The sequence below is a fragment of the Roseobacter cerasinus genome (genome assembly GCF_009811755.1).
Taxonomy (GTDB): Bacteria; Pseudomonadota; Alphaproteobacteria; order Rhodobacterales; family Rhodobacteraceae; genus Roseobacter; species Roseobacter cerasinus.
Window position 1 is genome coordinate 172,284 of record NZ_BLIV01000006.1, and the last position, 15,656, is coordinate 187,939.

At 60.3% G+C, this 15,656-nt stretch carries 19 protein-coding genes; 9 read left to right on the forward strand and 10 right to left on the reverse strand.

Annotation, left to right across the window (positions count from 1 at the left end):
- Nucleotides 1-114: 114 nt before the first annotated feature.
- The gene (locus tag So717_RS15925; RefSeq protein ID WP_159979083.1) at nucleotides 115-321 is read right to left on the reverse strand and encodes a cold-shock protein; all 207 of its coding nucleotides are present in this window, start codon (nucleotides 319-321) and stop codon (nucleotides 115-117) included.
- Between the two features lie 187 nt (nucleotides 322-508).
- On the opposite strand from So717_RS15925, the gene So717_RS15930 reads away from it, so the two are divergent.
- Nucleotides 509-826: an ArsC/Spx/MgsR family protein gene (locus tag So717_RS15930; protein ID WP_159979086.1), complete on the forward strand. Its 318-nt coding sequence runs from the start codon at nucleotides 509-511 to the stop codon at nucleotides 824-826.
- Nucleotides 827-832: 6 nt separating this feature from the next.
- On the opposite strand, the gene So717_RS15935 is transcribed toward So717_RS15930, so the two are convergent.
- The 5 genes from So717_RS15935 to thrS all read right to left on the reverse strand — a co-directional run bounded on the left by So717_RS15935 (nucleotide 833) and on the right by thrS (nucleotide 5,536).
- Nucleotides 833-1,381: a DoxX family protein gene (locus So717_RS15935; RefSeq protein WP_159979088.1), complete on the reverse strand. Its 549-nt coding sequence runs from the start codon at nucleotides 1,379-1,381 to the stop codon at nucleotides 833-835.
- Nucleotides 1,382-2,134, reverse strand: a complete 753-nt coding sequence (locus tag So717_RS15940) for an HvfC/BufC N-terminal domain-containing protein (protein ID WP_159979090.1) — start codon at nucleotides 2,132-2,134, stop codon at nucleotides 1,382-1,384.
- The gene (bufB, locus tag So717_RS15945) at nucleotides 2,131-2,985 is read right to left on the reverse strand and encodes an MNIO family bufferin maturase (RefSeq protein WP_159979092.1); all 855 of its coding nucleotides are present in this window, start codon (nucleotides 2,983-2,985) and stop codon (nucleotides 2,131-2,133) included. The genes So717_RS15940 and bufB overlap by 4 nt, the downstream gene beginning before the upstream one ends.
- Nucleotides 2,986-3,080: 95 nt before the next feature.
- Nucleotides 3,081-3,383: a BufA1 family periplasmic bufferin-type metallophore gene (locus So717_RS15950; protein WP_159979094.1), complete on the reverse strand. Its 303-nt coding sequence runs from the start codon at nucleotides 3,381-3,383 to the stop codon at nucleotides 3,081-3,083.
- A gap of 206 nt (nucleotides 3,384-3,589) precedes the next feature.
- Entirely contained in the window at nucleotides 3,590-5,536 is a 1,947-nt protein-coding gene (thrS, locus tag So717_RS15955) for a threonine--tRNA ligase (protein ID WP_159979096.1), read from the reverse strand.
- A gap of 194 nt (nucleotides 5,537-5,730) precedes the next feature.
- Between thrS and So717_RS15960 the strand changes: the two genes are divergently transcribed.
- Nucleotides 5,731-5,976 carry a hypothetical protein gene (locus So717_RS15960; protein WP_159979098.1) on the forward strand — a complete coding sequence of 82 codons (246 nt, stop codon included), beginning with the start codon at nucleotides 5,731-5,733 and terminating at the stop codon, nucleotides 5,974-5,976.
- 19 nt (nucleotides 5,977-5,995) lie between these two features.
- Here So717_RS15960 and So717_RS15965 read toward each other — a convergent pair whose 3' ends face one another.
- Together So717_RS15965 and So717_RS15970 are read right to left on the reverse strand one after the other, a co-directional pair.
- Complete coding sequence (locus So717_RS15965) at nucleotides 5,996-6,412, reverse strand: MAPEG family protein (protein ID WP_159979100.1); 417 nt, start codon at nucleotides 6,410-6,412, stop codon at nucleotides 5,996-5,998.
- A gap of 3 nt (nucleotides 6,413-6,415) precedes the next feature.
- Nucleotides 6,416-7,174 carry an ArsR/SmtB family transcription factor gene (locus So717_RS15970; RefSeq protein WP_159979102.1) on the reverse strand — a complete coding sequence of 253 codons (759 nt, stop codon included), beginning with the start codon at nucleotides 7,172-7,174 and terminating at the stop codon, nucleotides 6,416-6,418.
- A gap of 121 nt (nucleotides 7,175-7,295) precedes the next feature.
- On the opposite strand from So717_RS15970, the gene So717_RS15975 reads away from it, so the two are divergent.
- The 4 genes from So717_RS15975 (at nucleotide 7,296) to So717_RS15990 (ending at nucleotide 9,938) form a co-directional block, all read left to right on the forward strand.
- A complete protein-coding gene (locus So717_RS15975) occupies nucleotides 7,296-8,054 on the forward strand; it encodes an alpha/beta fold hydrolase (RefSeq protein ID WP_159979104.1) in 759 nt (252 codons plus the stop codon).
- Entirely contained in the window at nucleotides 8,054-8,491 is a 438-nt protein-coding gene (locus So717_RS15980; protein ID WP_159979106.1) for a VOC family protein, read from the forward strand. Before So717_RS15975 ends, So717_RS15980 begins: the two co-directional genes overlap by 1 nt.
- A 17-nt stretch (nucleotides 8,492-8,508) precedes the next feature.
- Nucleotides 8,509-9,123: a hypothetical protein gene (locus tag So717_RS15985; protein ID WP_159979432.1), complete on the forward strand. Its 615-nt coding sequence runs from the start codon at nucleotides 8,509-8,511 to the stop codon at nucleotides 9,121-9,123.
- A gap of 116 nt (nucleotides 9,124-9,239) precedes the next feature.
- Nucleotides 9,240-9,938, forward strand: coding sequence for an alpha/beta fold hydrolase (locus So717_RS15990; RefSeq protein WP_159979108.1), 699 nt, complete (start codon nucleotides 9,240-9,242; stop codon nucleotides 9,936-9,938).
- 6 nt (nucleotides 9,939-9,944) lie between these two features.
- Here So717_RS15990 and phaZ read toward each other — a convergent pair whose 3' ends face one another.
- On the reverse strand, nucleotides 9,945-11,222 hold the full coding sequence (phaZ, locus tag So717_RS15995) for a polyhydroxyalkanoate depolymerase (RefSeq protein WP_159979110.1): 1,278 nt from the start codon (nucleotides 11,220-11,222) through the stop codon (nucleotides 9,945-9,947).
- A gap of 109 nt (nucleotides 11,223-11,331) precedes the next feature.
- Between phaZ and So717_RS16000 the strand changes: the two genes are divergently transcribed.
- From So717_RS16000 to phaR, 3 genes are all read left to right on the forward strand, one after another.
- Nucleotides 11,332-13,137 (forward strand): PHA/PHB synthase family protein, encoded by a 1,806-nt coding sequence (locus tag So717_RS16000; RefSeq protein ID WP_159979112.1) that lies wholly within the window; start codon nucleotides 11,332-11,334, stop codon nucleotides 13,135-13,137.
- 141 nt (nucleotides 13,138-13,278) lie between these two features.
- Entirely contained in the window at nucleotides 13,279-13,725 is a 447-nt protein-coding gene (locus tag So717_RS16005; RefSeq protein WP_159979114.1) for a phasin family protein, read from the forward strand.
- 133 nt (nucleotides 13,726-13,858) lie between these two features.
- Nucleotides 13,859-14,416, forward strand: coding sequence for a polyhydroxyalkanoate synthesis repressor PhaR (phaR, locus tag So717_RS16010; RefSeq protein ID WP_159979116.1), 558 nt, complete (start codon nucleotides 13,859-13,861; stop codon nucleotides 14,414-14,416).
- A 3-nt stretch (nucleotides 14,417-14,419) separates the two neighbouring features.
- On the opposite strand, the gene So717_RS16015 is transcribed toward phaR, so the two are convergent.
- On the reverse strand, nucleotides 14,420-15,607 hold the full coding sequence (locus So717_RS16015) for a DegT/DnrJ/EryC1/StrS family aminotransferase (RefSeq protein WP_159979119.1): 1,188 nt from the start codon (nucleotides 15,605-15,607) through the stop codon (nucleotides 14,420-14,422).
- Nucleotides 15,608-15,656 lie beyond the last annotated feature (49 nt).

A 15,656-nucleotide genomic window follows, 5' to 3' on the forward strand; every position in this document is an offset into this window, starting at 1 on the left:
GGCCCTGATGCGTCGAGAGACCATTTTTGATCCAATGGACACACACGTCATCCGAAGTTCGAAAACGGCCGACCATCGGATCGCCCGCTCTACCTCATATGCGACATTGCGATGCTAGAGCAGTTTCAGGTCGCTGGCCATTTGGCGACCATCGCGTCCTTCTGCCAGCTCGAAGCTGACCTTCTGGTCATCGGCCAGACCGGTCAAACCCGACCTTTCAACCGCCGAGATGTGCACAAAAACATCAGATCCGCCCCCTTCCGGAGCGATAAAGCCGTAGCCTTTTGTGGTGTTGAACCACTTCACGGTGCCAGTTGGCATGCCTTCCGTGCCTCCTTTTGCCTTTCCAGACCGCACCGGAACGCCCGGTGCGGGTATTGCGTGACGTTGATCGCGGCAAACCGCACCAACGTCTCTTTAAAAGATTGGCCTTCCTCTGTAAAAATCAAGAAAAACGGGAAGAAACCTGCTGATTTCGCCCCCGAATTTTAGCAATTGTGAGGAAATCATGCGACTGTATGGATTGAAGACCTGCGACACCTGCAGAAAGGCTTTGAAAGCTCTGCCGCAGGCCTCACTGGTGGACGTGCGGGCAGACGGCGTGCCGGATGAGCTTCTGGCGAAAGCGCTTGCCACATTTGGCGATGCTCTGATCAATACGCGCTCCACCACGTGGCGGGGGCTGGATGAGGTGGCACGTCAGGCGCCGCCTCTGGAGCTGTTGAAAGCGCATCCCAGCCTGATGAAACGCCCGCTCATCGTTACAGAGAACGAGCTGTTTCTGGGCTGGGGCAAAGAGACGCAAGCGGCCCTTGGTTCTGGCTGAGCGGGTTCAAGCCTCCGGCACGCGCCGTTTCAGAGCAGCATCAAAAGACAGGGGGCCTGCGCCCTTGATGACCAGTACCAGCAGAACAAAGATCCAGAAGGCGCGTTGGTCGAGGATCGCGCTGTCGGGAAAGCGGTCGAACCAGGCGCCAAAGGTCTCTTTGTGCTCCAGCCCACCGTGGCCGATCAGGTCGGTCAACGACTGCACGATCACGAATCCGATCATGCCAAGCGCCGAAAGACGTGTCAGCAGGCCGACGACAATGAGAGCGGGCAAGATGAACTCCGCCCAGGTTCCGGCCACCACAACGGCCCAATGAAAGATCGACAGCTGCGTGACGTCATAGGTCACGGCTTCCATCGCTTTGGGGAAGATCTGTGCGTAGGCGCCGACCGAGGGTTGGAACAGGCCCAACACACCCTCTCCCAATTTGGTCAGGCCGGAAACCCAGAAATACATCAGCAGCGTGGCCGCAAAGACAAAACGCGCCAGCGTGGCAAGCAGCCAGTCCGCCCGCGACAGGCGGTCCGTGAGCGAAGCGTAGAGAGAGATCATTTATGTGTCCTTTGTCGTGTCGGTCAACGCGCCGGTTTGCAGTGCAAGCGTCAGGGCCTGCGCCAGGTCGAAATCGGGGATGGCGGCGCGTGTGGCCTCGTGGGCCGCGCCGAAAGTCTTGCCTGTTGAGAGGTGTTCGAGCCACGTTGCAGCCCCGTCTGGCAGCAGGTGGGGATGGGGGTCAAATGCGGGCCGAGTGATCAGCACGTCCTGCGCCACAGCGCGGGGTTTTGGCGCGTCCGCCTCGAAATTCAGCCGCCAGATGTCATGCAGCGGCCATTGCGAGCGCAAAACGCGCGTTGCCGGGGCCAACGCAAAATTCATCTGCACAAGCCTTTCAGGGTCGGCTTGCAGCCGCTCTGGTGCGAGCGCGGGCGCATCGGTCGCGTGATAGGACGCGCGCAGAGCGAGATCGAGGCGGGCGCAGTCGGGCAGATAGCCGATATGCGCCAACGGTTCGAATTGCTCCAGAAACGCGGGCAGAGCTGCGCCGTAGTGCATCATCAAAGGCGAAGGTGGCGGATGTTGCCGCACGTAGATGGCCGCGAGCCGCGAGAAGGTTTCGCCGCCCAGCAGCTTGTAGACAAGCGGGAAGGCAACTTGCAGCGCTTCGGTCAAGGAGACGACCACGTTATTGCGGTAGACGGAAAATCGCTTGCCCGCAGGGGCGTTCGCGCCGTCGCGCAGCCCCTCCGGTACCGCCTGTGTCGGGTCCAGAATGGCCTTCCGGAATATGCTTTGGCTGACAGTCATGCCGCGGGCGCGAGCGCGCGCGCGGCCCGTTCGGCCTCACTGCGCAGGGTGGGCCAATCTGGCACATCCGTGTCCCATTCGACCAACACAGGCCGTGGGCCACATTTGGCCAGCGTGATGTCTAACAGGGCCCAAACGGGGTCCACGACGGGTTTGCCGTGGCTGTCGATAAGCAGGGGCGCGCCGTGGTCGTCTGCGTCTTCGTCATGACCGCCGACGTGAATCTCGCCAACGGCGTGCAGCGGAAAGGCGTCGATGTAGCCTTGGGCCGAGAGACCGAGGTTGGTGGCGGAGATGAAGACGTTGTTCACATCCAGCAGCAGGCCGCAGCCGGTGCGCTTGACCAGTTCGGCCAGAAAATCGGTTTCCGCCCAGGTGCTTTCCGCAAAGGCGAGGTAGCTGGAGGGGTTTTCCAGCAGCATCTGACAGCCCAGCGTGGATTGCACCTGATCAATGTGATCAGCCACGCGGGTCAGCGTGGCAGTCGTGTAGGGCAGGGGCAGCAGATCGTTCAAAAACTCCGCACCATGGGTCGACCAGGCCAGATGCTCCGAAAAGCTCGCAGGCCGTGCCCAGCCGACCAGTTTTTTCAGCCGCGCCAGATGATCGGCGTCCAGCGCGCCTTCGCCGCCTATGCTGAGGCCCACACCATGCACAGAGAGGGCAAACTGCTCGGACAATGCGCGCAGTTGCGCCAGCGGGCGACCGCCGTCTCCCATGTAGTTCTCCGCATGCACCTCGATCCAGGCAACGGGACCGGGCTCCGCACGCAGCTCTGTGAAGTGCTGCGGCTTGTAGCCCACACCGGGCGCGGCGGGCAGGTGATCGAAACGGGGGGCGTTATCCAGCATCTTGGACCTCCGACAGAATTGGGTCTCGGGCAGCGTCAGATGAGAGGTGTCCGGCGACACGAGGCCGCCGGACGCAATGTCTTTGAAGTCCGGCCTTATGCAGGCAGGTCGCGGTCCAGCTCTTCCAGCGAGCCCTGGCGCGGTGTGCCATCTGCCATCGCGGGCAGGTCAATCTCGGCGCAGGTGCCTGCATCGACCAGCGTCCAGGCGTTGCCCTGGTAGTCAACGGTCGATGTGCCGGCGCAAGTTGTGCCGGGGCCGGCGGCGCAATCATTGGCGCCTGCCAGCGACACGCCGTAGCATTTCTCTTTCGAAGCGGCTTCGACGGTGGTCATCTGAGCGGTCATCGCCGCGGCCACAGCACCGGCAAGTGCGACTGTTTTCATTGTGTTCGACATGGTGTCATTCCCTTGTTGAGAGCCATCCTGGCCAATGATGTCACATTATCTACGCGCTCAATCGTTGATAATCTACTCACGAGCCCGTGTCTCACGGAGCCGTCAGCAGATGTTGGCCGGGCGCAGGGGATTCCTGTCGAAGATTACAAAATGTTACAGAATTTCTGCCTCGCGCGTGCATTTTTACGGCGCGAGGCATAGAATTGTTACAGCAGATCAGGTGGGGTCGCGTCGTGACCAAGCGCCTCTGTTACAGCGCTCAGCGCTTCGACCTTGGTCTGCTTTTCGCCAAGCCGCCGGAGGGTCACGGTGCGCTCTTCCACTTCGCGCGCGCCGACGGCCAGGATCACGGGCACTTTGGCAACGGAATGTTCGCGCACCTTGTAGTTGATCTTTTCGTTGCGCACATCCGCTTCGGCGCGCACGTCTGCCGCTTGAAGTGCGGCCACGACCTCTTCCACATAGTCATTGGCGTCTGAAATGATCGAGGCCACAACCACCTGACGCGGTGCCAGCCAGAAGGGTAGTTTCCCGGCAGAGTTCTCGATGAGAATGCCGATGAACCGTTCGAAAGAACCCAGACAAGCCCGGTGCAGCATATAAGGCCGGTGCTTGGCCCCGTCTTCGCCGATGTAAGTGGCCCCCAGACGGTCTGGCAGGTTCGGGTCCACCTGAAAGGTGCCGCACTGCCAGACCCGTCCGATGGCATCGGTGAGGTAGAAGTCGAGCTTGGGGCCGTAAAACGCGCCATCACCCGGCTCCAGGGTGAACTCGCGCCCGGTCGCCTTGATCGCCGCTTCCAGCGCGCCTTCGACGTGATCCCAGCTCTCGTCGCTGCCCACACGCTTTTCAGGCCGGGTGGCGAATTTGATCTCGAAGGTCTCGAAGCCCAGATCGGCGTAGATATCGGCGAGGAAGTTGATGAACTTCGCGCATTCCGCCTCGATCTGATCCTCGGTGCAGAAAATATGCGCGTCGTCCTGGGTGAATCCACGCACGCGCATGATGCCGTGCAGCGCGCCCGAGGGCTCATAGCGGGTGCAGGCGCCAAATTCAGCCAGCCGCAAGGGCAGGTCGCGGTAGGATTTGAGGCCCTGGTTGAACACCTGCACGTGGCAGGGGCAGTTCATCGGCTTGAGGGCATTCACGGCCTTCTCTGCCGCGTGCTCTTCCTCCACCTCGACGATGAACATGTGCTCTTGGTACTTCTCCCAGTGGCCGGAGGCCTCCCAGAGTTTGCGGTTCACCACCTGCGGGGTGTTGATCTCCTGATATCCGCCCGCGCGTTGCTTGCGGCGCATGTAGTCCTGCAAGGTGGTGTAGATCGACCAGCCGTTGGGGTGCCAGAAGACCTGGCCGGGCGCTTCCTCCTGCATGTGATACAGATCCATCTCGCGGCCCAGCTTGCGGTGGTCGCGCTTGGCGGCCTCCTCCAGCATGTTGAGATGCGCGCGCAGCTTTTCCTTGCCAGTGAAGGCCACGCCGTAGATGCGTTGCAGCATCGCGCGGTCACTGTCGCCCCGCCAATAGGCGCCCGCGATGGACATCAGCTTGAAGGCGTCGCCTGGCACCTGACCGGTGTGTTGAAGGTGCGGTCCACGGCAGAGGTCCTGCCAGTCGCCGTGCCAGTACATGCGCAGCGGCTCGTCACCGGGGATGGCCTCGATCAGCTCGACTTTGTAGGGCTCGCCGTTGTCCTCGTAGTGCTTGATCGCGCGCGCACGGTCCCAGACTTCGGTGCGAACGGGGTCACGCTTGTTGATGATCTCCTTCATCTTTTTCTCGATGAGGCCGAGGTCTTCCGGGGTGAAGGGCTCTGCGCGATCAAAGTCATAGTACCAGCCGTTCTCGATCACCGGGCCGATGGTGACTTTTGTGTCAGGCCAGATGTCCTGCACCGCACGCGCCATGATGTGCGCAAGGTCATGGCGCACCAGCTCATTGGCCTGCGCTTCATCCGCCATGGTGTGGATTGCGATGGAGGCGTCCTGCTCGATTGGCCAGGCCAGATCGTAGTGCGCGCCGTTCACAGTCGCGGAGATGGCCTTCTTGCGCAGCGAGGTGGAGATACTGGCCGCCACATCGCCAGCGGTTACGCCAGCCTCATACTCGCGTGCATTGCCATCGGGAAAGGTGAGAGAAATCTGGGCCATCTTGGGCGCTCCTCGTCGGTTTGGCGCCTACGAGACGCCCGGTTGCGGGTTGTGTGCGGCGCTCTTGCGCCGTGCCTGCGGCGAAGTCAAGCCACCCTGCCAAAAGTATACTGAGGAATACGTTGACTGCGACGTCCCATGTGTTAAATCCGACATGTTTCCAATCGGAAACCAAGCGCCACTATGGGGGTCTTATGCCACGCTATAACAAGAGCTTTGAGTTGAGCATTCACGACGTCGATCTGATCGAGGAAGCGCTGCGCGCCCGTGGGCGCGAGCTCTGCAAGATGCGCCGCGCCTTGTCGGATGAAAACCCGGCAGATCTGCAGTCAATCACCGTGATTGAGGCGGACCAGCGCGAGACCGAAGAGCTGCTTGGCCGGTTGCACAATCAGAAAGTCTTTTATCGCCCCGGCGCGACCCCCTACGTCAGCGGGTAATCGCGCCAGAGCGGTGGGCTTAGGCGGTAAATGCGGCGTAGGCCATCAGCAGGCAACAGATCCAGCCACCGGTAAAGATCACGGGTCGCAGCGGGGACCGCGCACGACCTGAGATCATCCCGACGGCATGCGCAATGCGCAGCCAGAAAAACGTGATCGTCGTCCAATAGGTCAGGTCTGAATAACCTCCGAGCCGATCCACAATCAAGGTCAGGATGGCGAAAGGCAACAGCTGCTCCAGCAGGTTCAGATGCGCCCGATGTGCGCGGTGGACCCATTCTGGAAAGCCCGTCAACGCCGGGGGACGCGCGAAGTCATCCACCCCCTGCTGCGGATGCATATTCACCCCGACGATATAGGGAATCCATAGGGACGCCGCGAAAACCGAGAGCATGATAACAATGCCCAACTCGGTTGAAAGCATGGTCTCTGTCATCGCTCACCCCGCCATCTCGCCGTGCGCAAAGCGGACGCTCTGACCCGTTTCCAGCCATGTCTTCAGCCCGGCAATGGTGCGGTGCCAGCCCTCGGCCACACCTTCCTGACCTGCCGGGATGTCATAGTGTTCGACCGTGAGCATGCAGTTCTCGCCCTGCGGTTCGATCAAATAGATGAAGCGCGAGTGCTCCAGCGGCACATTCGGCCCGGCCCAATGCGGCTCAAACGTGCTTTCGATCCGGGTTTTGGGAGTCAGTTTCGTCTCCGTCAGGATCAGCATGGGTGAACCGTCTTCAAACTTCAGAATGAGTTTGTTGCCCTCGCGCACGCAACTGCCCGCCACAAAGTTATAGGCGGCATTGGCCTCCGGGTCGGTCAGCGCACGCCACAGCGCGTCCTGGGTGCAGTGAATATAGGTCTGCATCATGAAATCGGGTTTTGACATTTTCGATGTCCCTTCAAGTTGAGTTTTGAGATTGATCACCGCTCGCGCCGCCGGTTGTTCGAGCAGGGGCTCGACCCAGCGATCTATCGCTTCCTGCAAGGGCAGGGCGTTGAGGTAGTGGTATTTGAACCGGCCTTTCTTGTGCGTGACGATCAGCTTGGCTTCTTCCAGCACGCCAAGGTGTTTCATCACGCCAAACCGCGACATCTCCAGCTGACCTTGCAGCTCAGAGAGGCTTTGGCCCGGTTTGGCGCGCAGGCTGTCGAGCAATGCGCGCCGGGTCGGGTCGGCCAGGGCTTTGAAAAGCGAATCCATGAGGTCTCTTATAGGTTACTTATTAGTCACGTGACAATATGGTAACGTAATAAATTCATTCCAGCAGGTCTTGCGGCGCTGAACCGCTTGCGCGCATGATCGGCGCAAAAGGGATCCCTCAATGACGCAACCTGAATTTCTGGACGGCCCGGGCGGGCGTCGGTTGGCCTATCACCGCAGCCCAGGGCGGGGGCCATGGGTCGTGTTTCTTGGCGGTTTGAAATCAGACATGGAGGGCACCAAGGCGCTGCATCTGGAGGCTTGGTCGAAGGACCAAGGCCGCGCGTTTCTGCGGTTTGACTATTCCGGGCATGGGCAGTCCTCGGAGCGGTTTGAAGACGGGTGCATCGGCGATTGGGCTGCAGACACGCGGGCTGTTGTCGAGGCGTTGACAGACGGACCGATTCTGCCAGTCGGCTCCTCCATGGGCGGCTGGCAAGCGCTGCTGTTGGCGCGGGCTGTGCCCGACCGTCTGGCAGGGCTGGTGACCATCGCCGCCGCGCCTGACTTCACCGAAGACAGCTATTGGGCCGGGTTCTCCGAGGCGCAGCGCACGCAGATCATGCAAGAGGGCCGGGTCGAGCTGCCGTCCGACTATATGGAACCCTATGTAATCACCCGCCAGATGATCGAGGATGGACGCAAGAACCTCGTGCTGCGCGATCCGCTTGATCTGCCCTGCCCGGTGCGCTGCCTGCAGGGCACGGCAGATACGGCGGTCAGCACCGACACCGCGCTGCGCTTGCTGGATCACGCGACCTGCCCGAACATGCAGCTCACACTAGTGAAGGACGCTGACCACCGGTTTTCCGATGGGCCGTGCCTTGGTTTGATCGAAACGGCCGTGACCGAGGTACTGGCCTTGGCGGAGGAGACCTAATGGAGCACCGCATCAGCCTGATCACCCTCGGCGCGCGTGATGTCGATGCGCTCGCGGCCTTCTACGATGCGCTTGGCTGGGTGCGCACGCCATCGCCAGACGGGGTCATCGCCTATGATCTCATTGGTCAGACGCTGGGGCTTTATCCACTGGACAAGCTGGCGGAGGATATGGGGCTGTCGGTTTCGGATCTCGGCTATGGTGCCTGCACCTTTGGGTACAACGTACGAGACAAATCCGAGGTTGCACCGCTTTTGCAGCGGGCCGAGGCGGCGGGCGGGCGCATCCTCAAACCGGCGCAGGATGTCTTTTGGGGCGGGCACCACGGCTATTTCGCCGACCCAGAGGGCCACATCTGGGAGATTGCGCATAATCCGTTTTCCCCTCTGCGCGAGGAGGATGGCGCCTTTCGCTGGCTGGGCTACGGCGGCGACTGATGCGCAGCCCCAAATCCATGTGGAGCCTTGAGACGCTGGGCCGTGTGCGCCTGTCGAAACACTTCTACATGCGCGACTTTCTCTATTCCGAGATCGGCAACATGCACCGCGTCCGCAACGTGCCGCCTGACCCGGAGCTGACCATCGCCAACGGCCGCATGCTGTGTACGCAACTGCTCGACCCGCTGGAGGAGACATTCGGGCGGCTGGCGATCCGGTCGGGCTATCGCTCGCCCGAGCTGAATGGCTATGGCAATCGCAACAAGCTGAACTGCGCGGCTAACGACAATCCCATCGAATGCCACATCTGGGATATTGGGTGCGGCGACAAAGCGGTGGCGGGCACCTCACTCGCCATCCCCTGGTTCACCGATCGCTATGAGGCGGGGCGCGACTGGCGCGATCTGGCGTGGTGGATCCACGACCATTTGCCCTATTCCGAGATGTGGTTTTTTCCCAAGCTCGCCGCGTTCAATCTGGTCTGGCGTCCAAAGCCGCTGCGCACGATCTCCAGCTATATCGCACCTCGGGGCATGCTGCTGCGCGCAGGTGCAGAGCCGCAGGAACCTCTGGCCGCGCGGCGTGCGCGCTACGCCGATTTTCCATCCTTTCGCGGCATCAATCTGCCGTGATGGTGGAGACACCGGATGGCCCTTGCGATTGAGGCAGGCGGGGATAGTGTGGCGCGCAGGAATGGGTATCTGGGGCCTTCACATGATCGAACGGCGGTGGAAAAACGGGGGTCGGCATGGCTGAACCATTGGTGTTTCTGCCCGGGCTGATGTGTGACGCGCGGCTCTTTGGCCCGCAGATTGCCGAGATGTCGGCGGATATGGCCGTTACGGTGGCGCCCATCACCCGGGGTGAACGCGTCGAGGAAATCGCGTCCGGGCTGCTGGATCAACTGCCCAGGCGCTTTGCTCTGGCGGGGCTGAGCATGGGGGGCATTGTCGCGATGGAGATTCTGCGCCGCGCGCCGGATCGCATCACCCGCATTGCGCTGATGGACACGAACCCACTGGCCGAGACGCCGCAGGTCGCCGCCGCGCGCGAACCGCAGATCGTTGCGGCGCGCACGGGCCGCATGCTCGATGTGATGCGGGAAGAGATGAAACCCAACTACCTTGCCCCCGGCCCACAGCGGCAGGATGTGCTTGATCTGGTCATGGATATGGCGGGGACGCTGGGGCCGGAGGTCTTTGTGCGCCAGTCGCGGGCGCTGCAGCGCAGGCGTGATCAGCAGGAGGTGTTGCGCAGATGCAAGGTGCCCGCGCTGGTTTTGTGCGGGCGGCATGACGCGCTCTGCCCGGTCAAACGGCATGAGGCGATGGCCGAACTGATCCCCAATGCGCAACTGCGTATTCTGGAGGGGTCAGGGCATCTGCCAACGCTGGAGCAGCCGGCGGAAACCACTCAAGCCTTGCGAGCCTGGATGGCGCAGACCTAGCAAAGGTCAGGCAGCGGCGTTCTTGTTCGCCGCTTTGCGCTTCTTGTCAGGGGTACTGCTGTTGGCGTCGATGAAGTCCAGCACCAGCGGGCGGATATTGCGCCGCCAGCTTTTGCCCGCAAAAATCCCGTAGTGTCCGGCGCCGTCCTCAACATGGCTGGCCTTCTTATCATCGGGCAGGCCGGTGCAGAGATCCAGTGCCGCCACACATTGGCCGGGGGCAGAGATGTCATCCTTGGAGCCTTCGACGGTCTTGACGGCCACTGTGGTGATCTTGCCGATGTCGACCTGCTTGCCCGCGACTGTGAAGATGTTCTTGGCGATTTCACCGTTTTTGAAAATGCGTTCCACCGTGCTGAGGTAGAACTCGGCGGTCATATCCATCACCGCAAGATATTCGTCGTAGAACTTGTTGTGCTTGTCGTGATCCGCCGCTTCGCCACGGGCCACGCGCGCGATCTGGTCAGTGAAGGCTTTGGTGTGCGTCTCGGCATTCATCGAAATGAACGAGCTCAACTGCAGCAGCCCAGGGTAAACCAGCCGCCCGACCCCGGGATATTTGAAGCCCACACGCTGGATCATCAGCTCTTCGAGCTGACCCATCGTCATGCGGTGGCCAAAATCAGTCACGTCGGTGGGCGTCGCGTCCGGATCAATCGGCCCACCGATCAGGGTCAGGCTGCACGGCTGCGCCTTGGGGTCTTCCTCAGCCAGATAGGCAGTGGCGGCCAGCGTCAGCGGTGCAGGCTGACATACGGCGATCACATGCGTATCGGGGCCGAGCTCTTTCATGAAATCGACAAGATAGAGGGTATAATCCTCAACATCGAACTTGCCAGCACTGACAGGGATATCACGCGCGTTATGCCAATCGGTGATATAGAGATCCGCGTCCGGCAGCAGGCTGATCACGGTCGAGCGCAAAAGGGTCGCATAGTGGCCCGACATGGGCGCCACAAGCAGCACCTTTCGCGACTGGGCCTCGCGCCCCAGTACCTCGAAATGCACCAGATCGCCAAAGTCGCGTTCGACAATGATTTCGGTTGTCACGGGGTGGTCGCGCCCGTCATGGGTGGAGACCGGCGGGATGTTCCAATCGGGCTTCACAACCATGCGCTGAAACGTCCGCTCCGTCACCTCGCCCCACGCCCTCATCCAGGTAAAGCCCGGGTTTGGCATCATGGAAAAAGCGGGATAAGCTGCCATTGCGTGGGCGGTTGCACCCAACCATTGATTGGTGTTGCGCAGGGTCTCCATCAGGTCGTATGTCGCCATATAGCGCATAAGGGCTCTCCTTGTTACACTCCGGTCGCACCGGCACCTGCAGTCGCTTCGCCCCCTGAAAGCATACGACGTGATGCTGCAGGTGCGAACATACGAGGGAAAGATTAACATGACAACTTTTTCTGACGGCGATCTCGTTCCCTCGGGTGAAACCCTTGAGAAAATGACTGAAAACTTAAAGAAAGTTGAAGAGCTTTCCGAGCGGTTGCAGCGGGTTCTGACCCACCGGCAAACCCACAACCCCGCGCTCGATGGTCCGAATCAAGAGCTTTTTGGCCGTGCGGCACAGGCCTATTGGGCTGAGGCCGTGAACAATCCGGCCAAGGTGTTCGAACATCAGATGAGCTATTGGGCGGACACCATGAAACAGTTCGTTGCAGCGCAGCATGAACTGACCAAGGGCAAGCTGACCGCGCCGCCTGACCCCGGACCATCCGACCGCCGGTTCGCCAACCCGCTGTGGGACACGCACCCCTATTTCAACTACATCAAGAAGCAGTATCTCATCAACGCCGAGGCGCTGACCACGGCGGTTCAGGATGTGACCGATCTCGAGCCTGTGGAGAAGAGCCGCCTGCAGTATTTTGCGCGCCAGATTGTCGATATGATGTCGCCCACGAATTTCCTCGCCACCAACCCTGACGCGCTGGAAAAGGCGCTGGAGACGGAAGGGCAGAGCCTGGTGCAGGGGCTGGAAAACCTGATCAGCGATCTGGAGGCCAACAAGGGTGAGTTGGTCGTAAAACTCGCCGATGAGGGCGCGTTTGAGCTGGGCCGCAACATCGCCACGACCCCGGGCAAGGTCGTCTTCCGCAACCGGATGATGGAGCTGATCCAATACACCCCGACAACGGATGAGGTGCATAAAGTCCCGCTGATCATCTTCCCACCCTGGATCAACAAATACTATATTCTCGACCTCAAGGCGCAGAACAGCCTGGTGAAGTGGCTGGTCGATCAGGGCCACACGGTCTTTGTTGTCTCCTGGGTGAATCCGGACCCGTCTTACAGCGATGTCGGAATGGAAGACTATGTCGAAGGCGGATATCTGACGGCCATCGATGTGGTGAAATCCATCACCAAGGAGCGGCAGGTCAATGTGATCGGCTATTGTATTGCAGGCACGACGCTGGCGCTCACACTGTCGCTCTTGAAACAGCGGGGCGAGCGCTCGATCAAATCCGCGACCTTTTTTACTGCGCTGACCGATTTCTCCGATCAGGGAGAGTTCACGCCGTTTCTCACCGATGATTTTATCGATGGGATTGAGGAGGAAGTGGCCGACAAGGGCGTGCTGCCCTCGGTGATCATGGCGCGGACCTTCTCGTTCCTGCGGTCGAATGACCTGATCTATGGTCCCGCGATCAAGAGCTACATGATGGGTGAGACACCTCCGGCGTTTGACCTGCTCTATTGGAATGGCGATGGGGCCAACTTGCCTGCGAAGATGGCTATGCAGTATCTGCGTGGATTGTGCCAGCGGGACGAGCTGGCGAAGGGTGGGTTCGAGTTACTAGGCCACAAGTTGACTTTGGATGAGGTTGACGTGCCACTCTGCGCGATTGCCTGCGAGACCGACCACATCGCCGCCTGGAAGGACAGCTATCGCGGCATCCAGCAGATGGGATCGAAGGACAAGACCTTCATCATGACCCAGTCGGGGCATATCGCCGGCATCGTGAACCCGCCCACGCGCAACAAATACGGCCACTATACGAACCCGGATCTGACGCTGTCGCATCAAGACTGGCTGGCGCAGGCTGAGTTCCACGAAGGGTCGTGGTGGCCGCGTTGGGAAACCTGGCTGCAAAAGCGCGCAGGCAAGATGATTCCTGCACGTATTCCGGGAGACTCCAGCCACTCAGCGCTCTGCGATGCGCCCGGAACCTATGTGGCCAAGAAGGCAACGCTCTGATTTCGCATGTGCTTTTCCTAGCGTCAAGAAATATGCTGCGGTGCAGAAAAAATACTTGAAATGCCGCACTGCAGCATGTATATCCTTTTGCAGATGCAGAAAGCGGGGGCTGGCCCCGACAGCGACAAAAGGATTTGAAAGATGACCAAGACACCTGACCTGACCGCCATGCTCAAAGACGTCATGGGCGCTTTCCCGGTTGACACAGCCGCCATGGAAGACGCGTTCAAGACAACTGCTTCCCTGAACGAGAAACTGTCCGGCGTGGCGCTGACAGCTGCTGAGAAATCCACCGAGATCTCCAGCAAGTGGACACAAGACACGCTGGCCAAACTGGCCGAGATGTCGAAAGCCAAAGCAGAGCCCGTCGACTATGCAAAAGCGATGACCGATTTCGCCTCCGCATACTCCGAAACAGCGGCCGAGCACATGGCAGCCTTCGCCGAAGTTGCGAAGAAAGCACAAATGGACACAGTTGAGCTGATGATGGCTGCTGGCAAAGACATGAGCGAAGACGCTTCTGCCGCTGTCAAGAAAGCCACCAAAGAGGCAACTGCTGCGGTCAAGAAAGCAGCAACTGCAAAGTAACCAGTTGATCGTTCGCGCCTGTTTCCTCCCTGAATGGCGCACAATTGGAGAGCGGGCTTTTTAAAGCCCGCTCTTTCTTTTTGAAAAACCCTGTCCTAAGCTGCAGTGCAGCACTGGATCCGGGAGACGTGTCATGGCTGAAAAAGACAAACCACTGTTGATCAAGCGCTATGCCAGCCGACGCCTCTACAACACCGAGACCAGCGACTATGTGACCCTGGAGGATATCGCGACCCTCATCCGCGAAGGGCGTGAGGTTCAGATCGTTGATCTGAAGTCGGGCGATGACCTCACCCGGCAGTATCTTCTGCAGATCATCGCGGAGCATGAGAGCCGGGGCGAGAGCGTGCTGCCGGTGGACGTTCTGAACGATCTGGTGCGCAGCTACATGACCCCGGGCGCCAGCGTCGTGCCGCAGTTTCTGCAGGCGTCGTTCGAGATGCTGCGCGACGGTCAGAGCCAGATGATGGATAAGATGACTGCGATGAACCCGATGGCGAAGATGCCGGGGTTCGAACTGATGCAAGCGCAGCAAGAGGCGTTTATGAAGGCCATGACCGGCGGGCTGGCTGGCGGCAGCGGTTGGAGCGCGCCTGATGGCGACGAGGACGAGCCCGAAAAGGGCGAAGACCTCGACGCCATAAAGCAGCAGCTCGCAGATTTGCAGGACAAGCTGTCCAAGCTGAAATAGGCGTCAGGCGACGGCGGGCCGGGCCTCTTCGGTCACGCTGTCGATGGCGGTCAGTAGCACATCCACAACTGCATCCAGCTCTTCCATGCTAAGCCGTACGGGAAGCCGCACATCACAGGCGCGCATCAGCATCGCACGGGTGCGCGGCAACTCGGGCAGGTCTTCGATGAACTGCCAGTTCCAGAAGGCGCGTGCGTTGTCCGAGCTTTGACCAAAGACCTGAACCTTCACGCCCGCAGCATCCGCTGCCCGCGCGAAGGCTGCAACCGTGGCCTCATCCACATTGACGATATTGAACTGAATACTGTCAGGCGCGCGCTCTTCCCCGTCGAGCGGTGCAGGCACGTCGATGAAAGGCGAGTTATTCAACCGCTCAGCCACATAGTCGTGGTTCCGCCGCCCATCGCGGACCCGCTGTGGCAAAGCCTCCAACTGCGGGCGGATCAGCGCCGCTGAGAGGTTGTTCAGCCGCAGATTGTACAACGGCAGCCGGTTCTGATGACGCGCAAAGGCGTCGAGCAGCACGGGGTGTTTCTTCCAGTTGTGCTCATAGGCGCCCGACATGATGATCGCGCGGGCCACCAGATCGGCGTCATCTGTGATCAGAATGCCACCTTCGCCTGCGTTCACCATCTTGTAGGACTGGAAGGAGAAACAGCCGATCCTGCCCATCGTCCCAATCTTCTGGCCGCGCCACAGGGTGCCCAGCGAATGCGCCGCATCCTCGATCACGGGCACATCCGCTGCCTCACAGAGCGCCATGATCGCATCCATGTCCGAGGTATGCCCGCGCATATGGCTGATGATCACCGCCTGCGCCTGAGGCAGCTTGGCCGCGAAATCCGCGATATCGATGCGGTAGTTCTCACCCACTTCACAGAGCAGCGGCACACAATCCGCATGGATCACCGAAGACGGCACAGCCGCAAAGGTGAACCCGGGGATTAACACCCCTGCGCCGCGCGGCAGGTTCAGCGCTTTCAGCGAGAGAAACAGCGCCGCCGAACAGGATGACACCGCCAGCGCATATTTGCTGCCCATCATCGCCGCGAACTCCGCCTCCAACAAGGCAACCGGCGCGTCCGATGGGGCCGTATAGCGGAACAGATCGCCACTCTGCAGCAGCCGGTCAATCTCGGCCCGCGCGGCCTCGGGGATCGGCTCTGCCGCATGCATATCGGGCAATGTCATATTCGGATTTCCTTAATGTGACTTTCCGAAATACTAAAACAATCGCTGA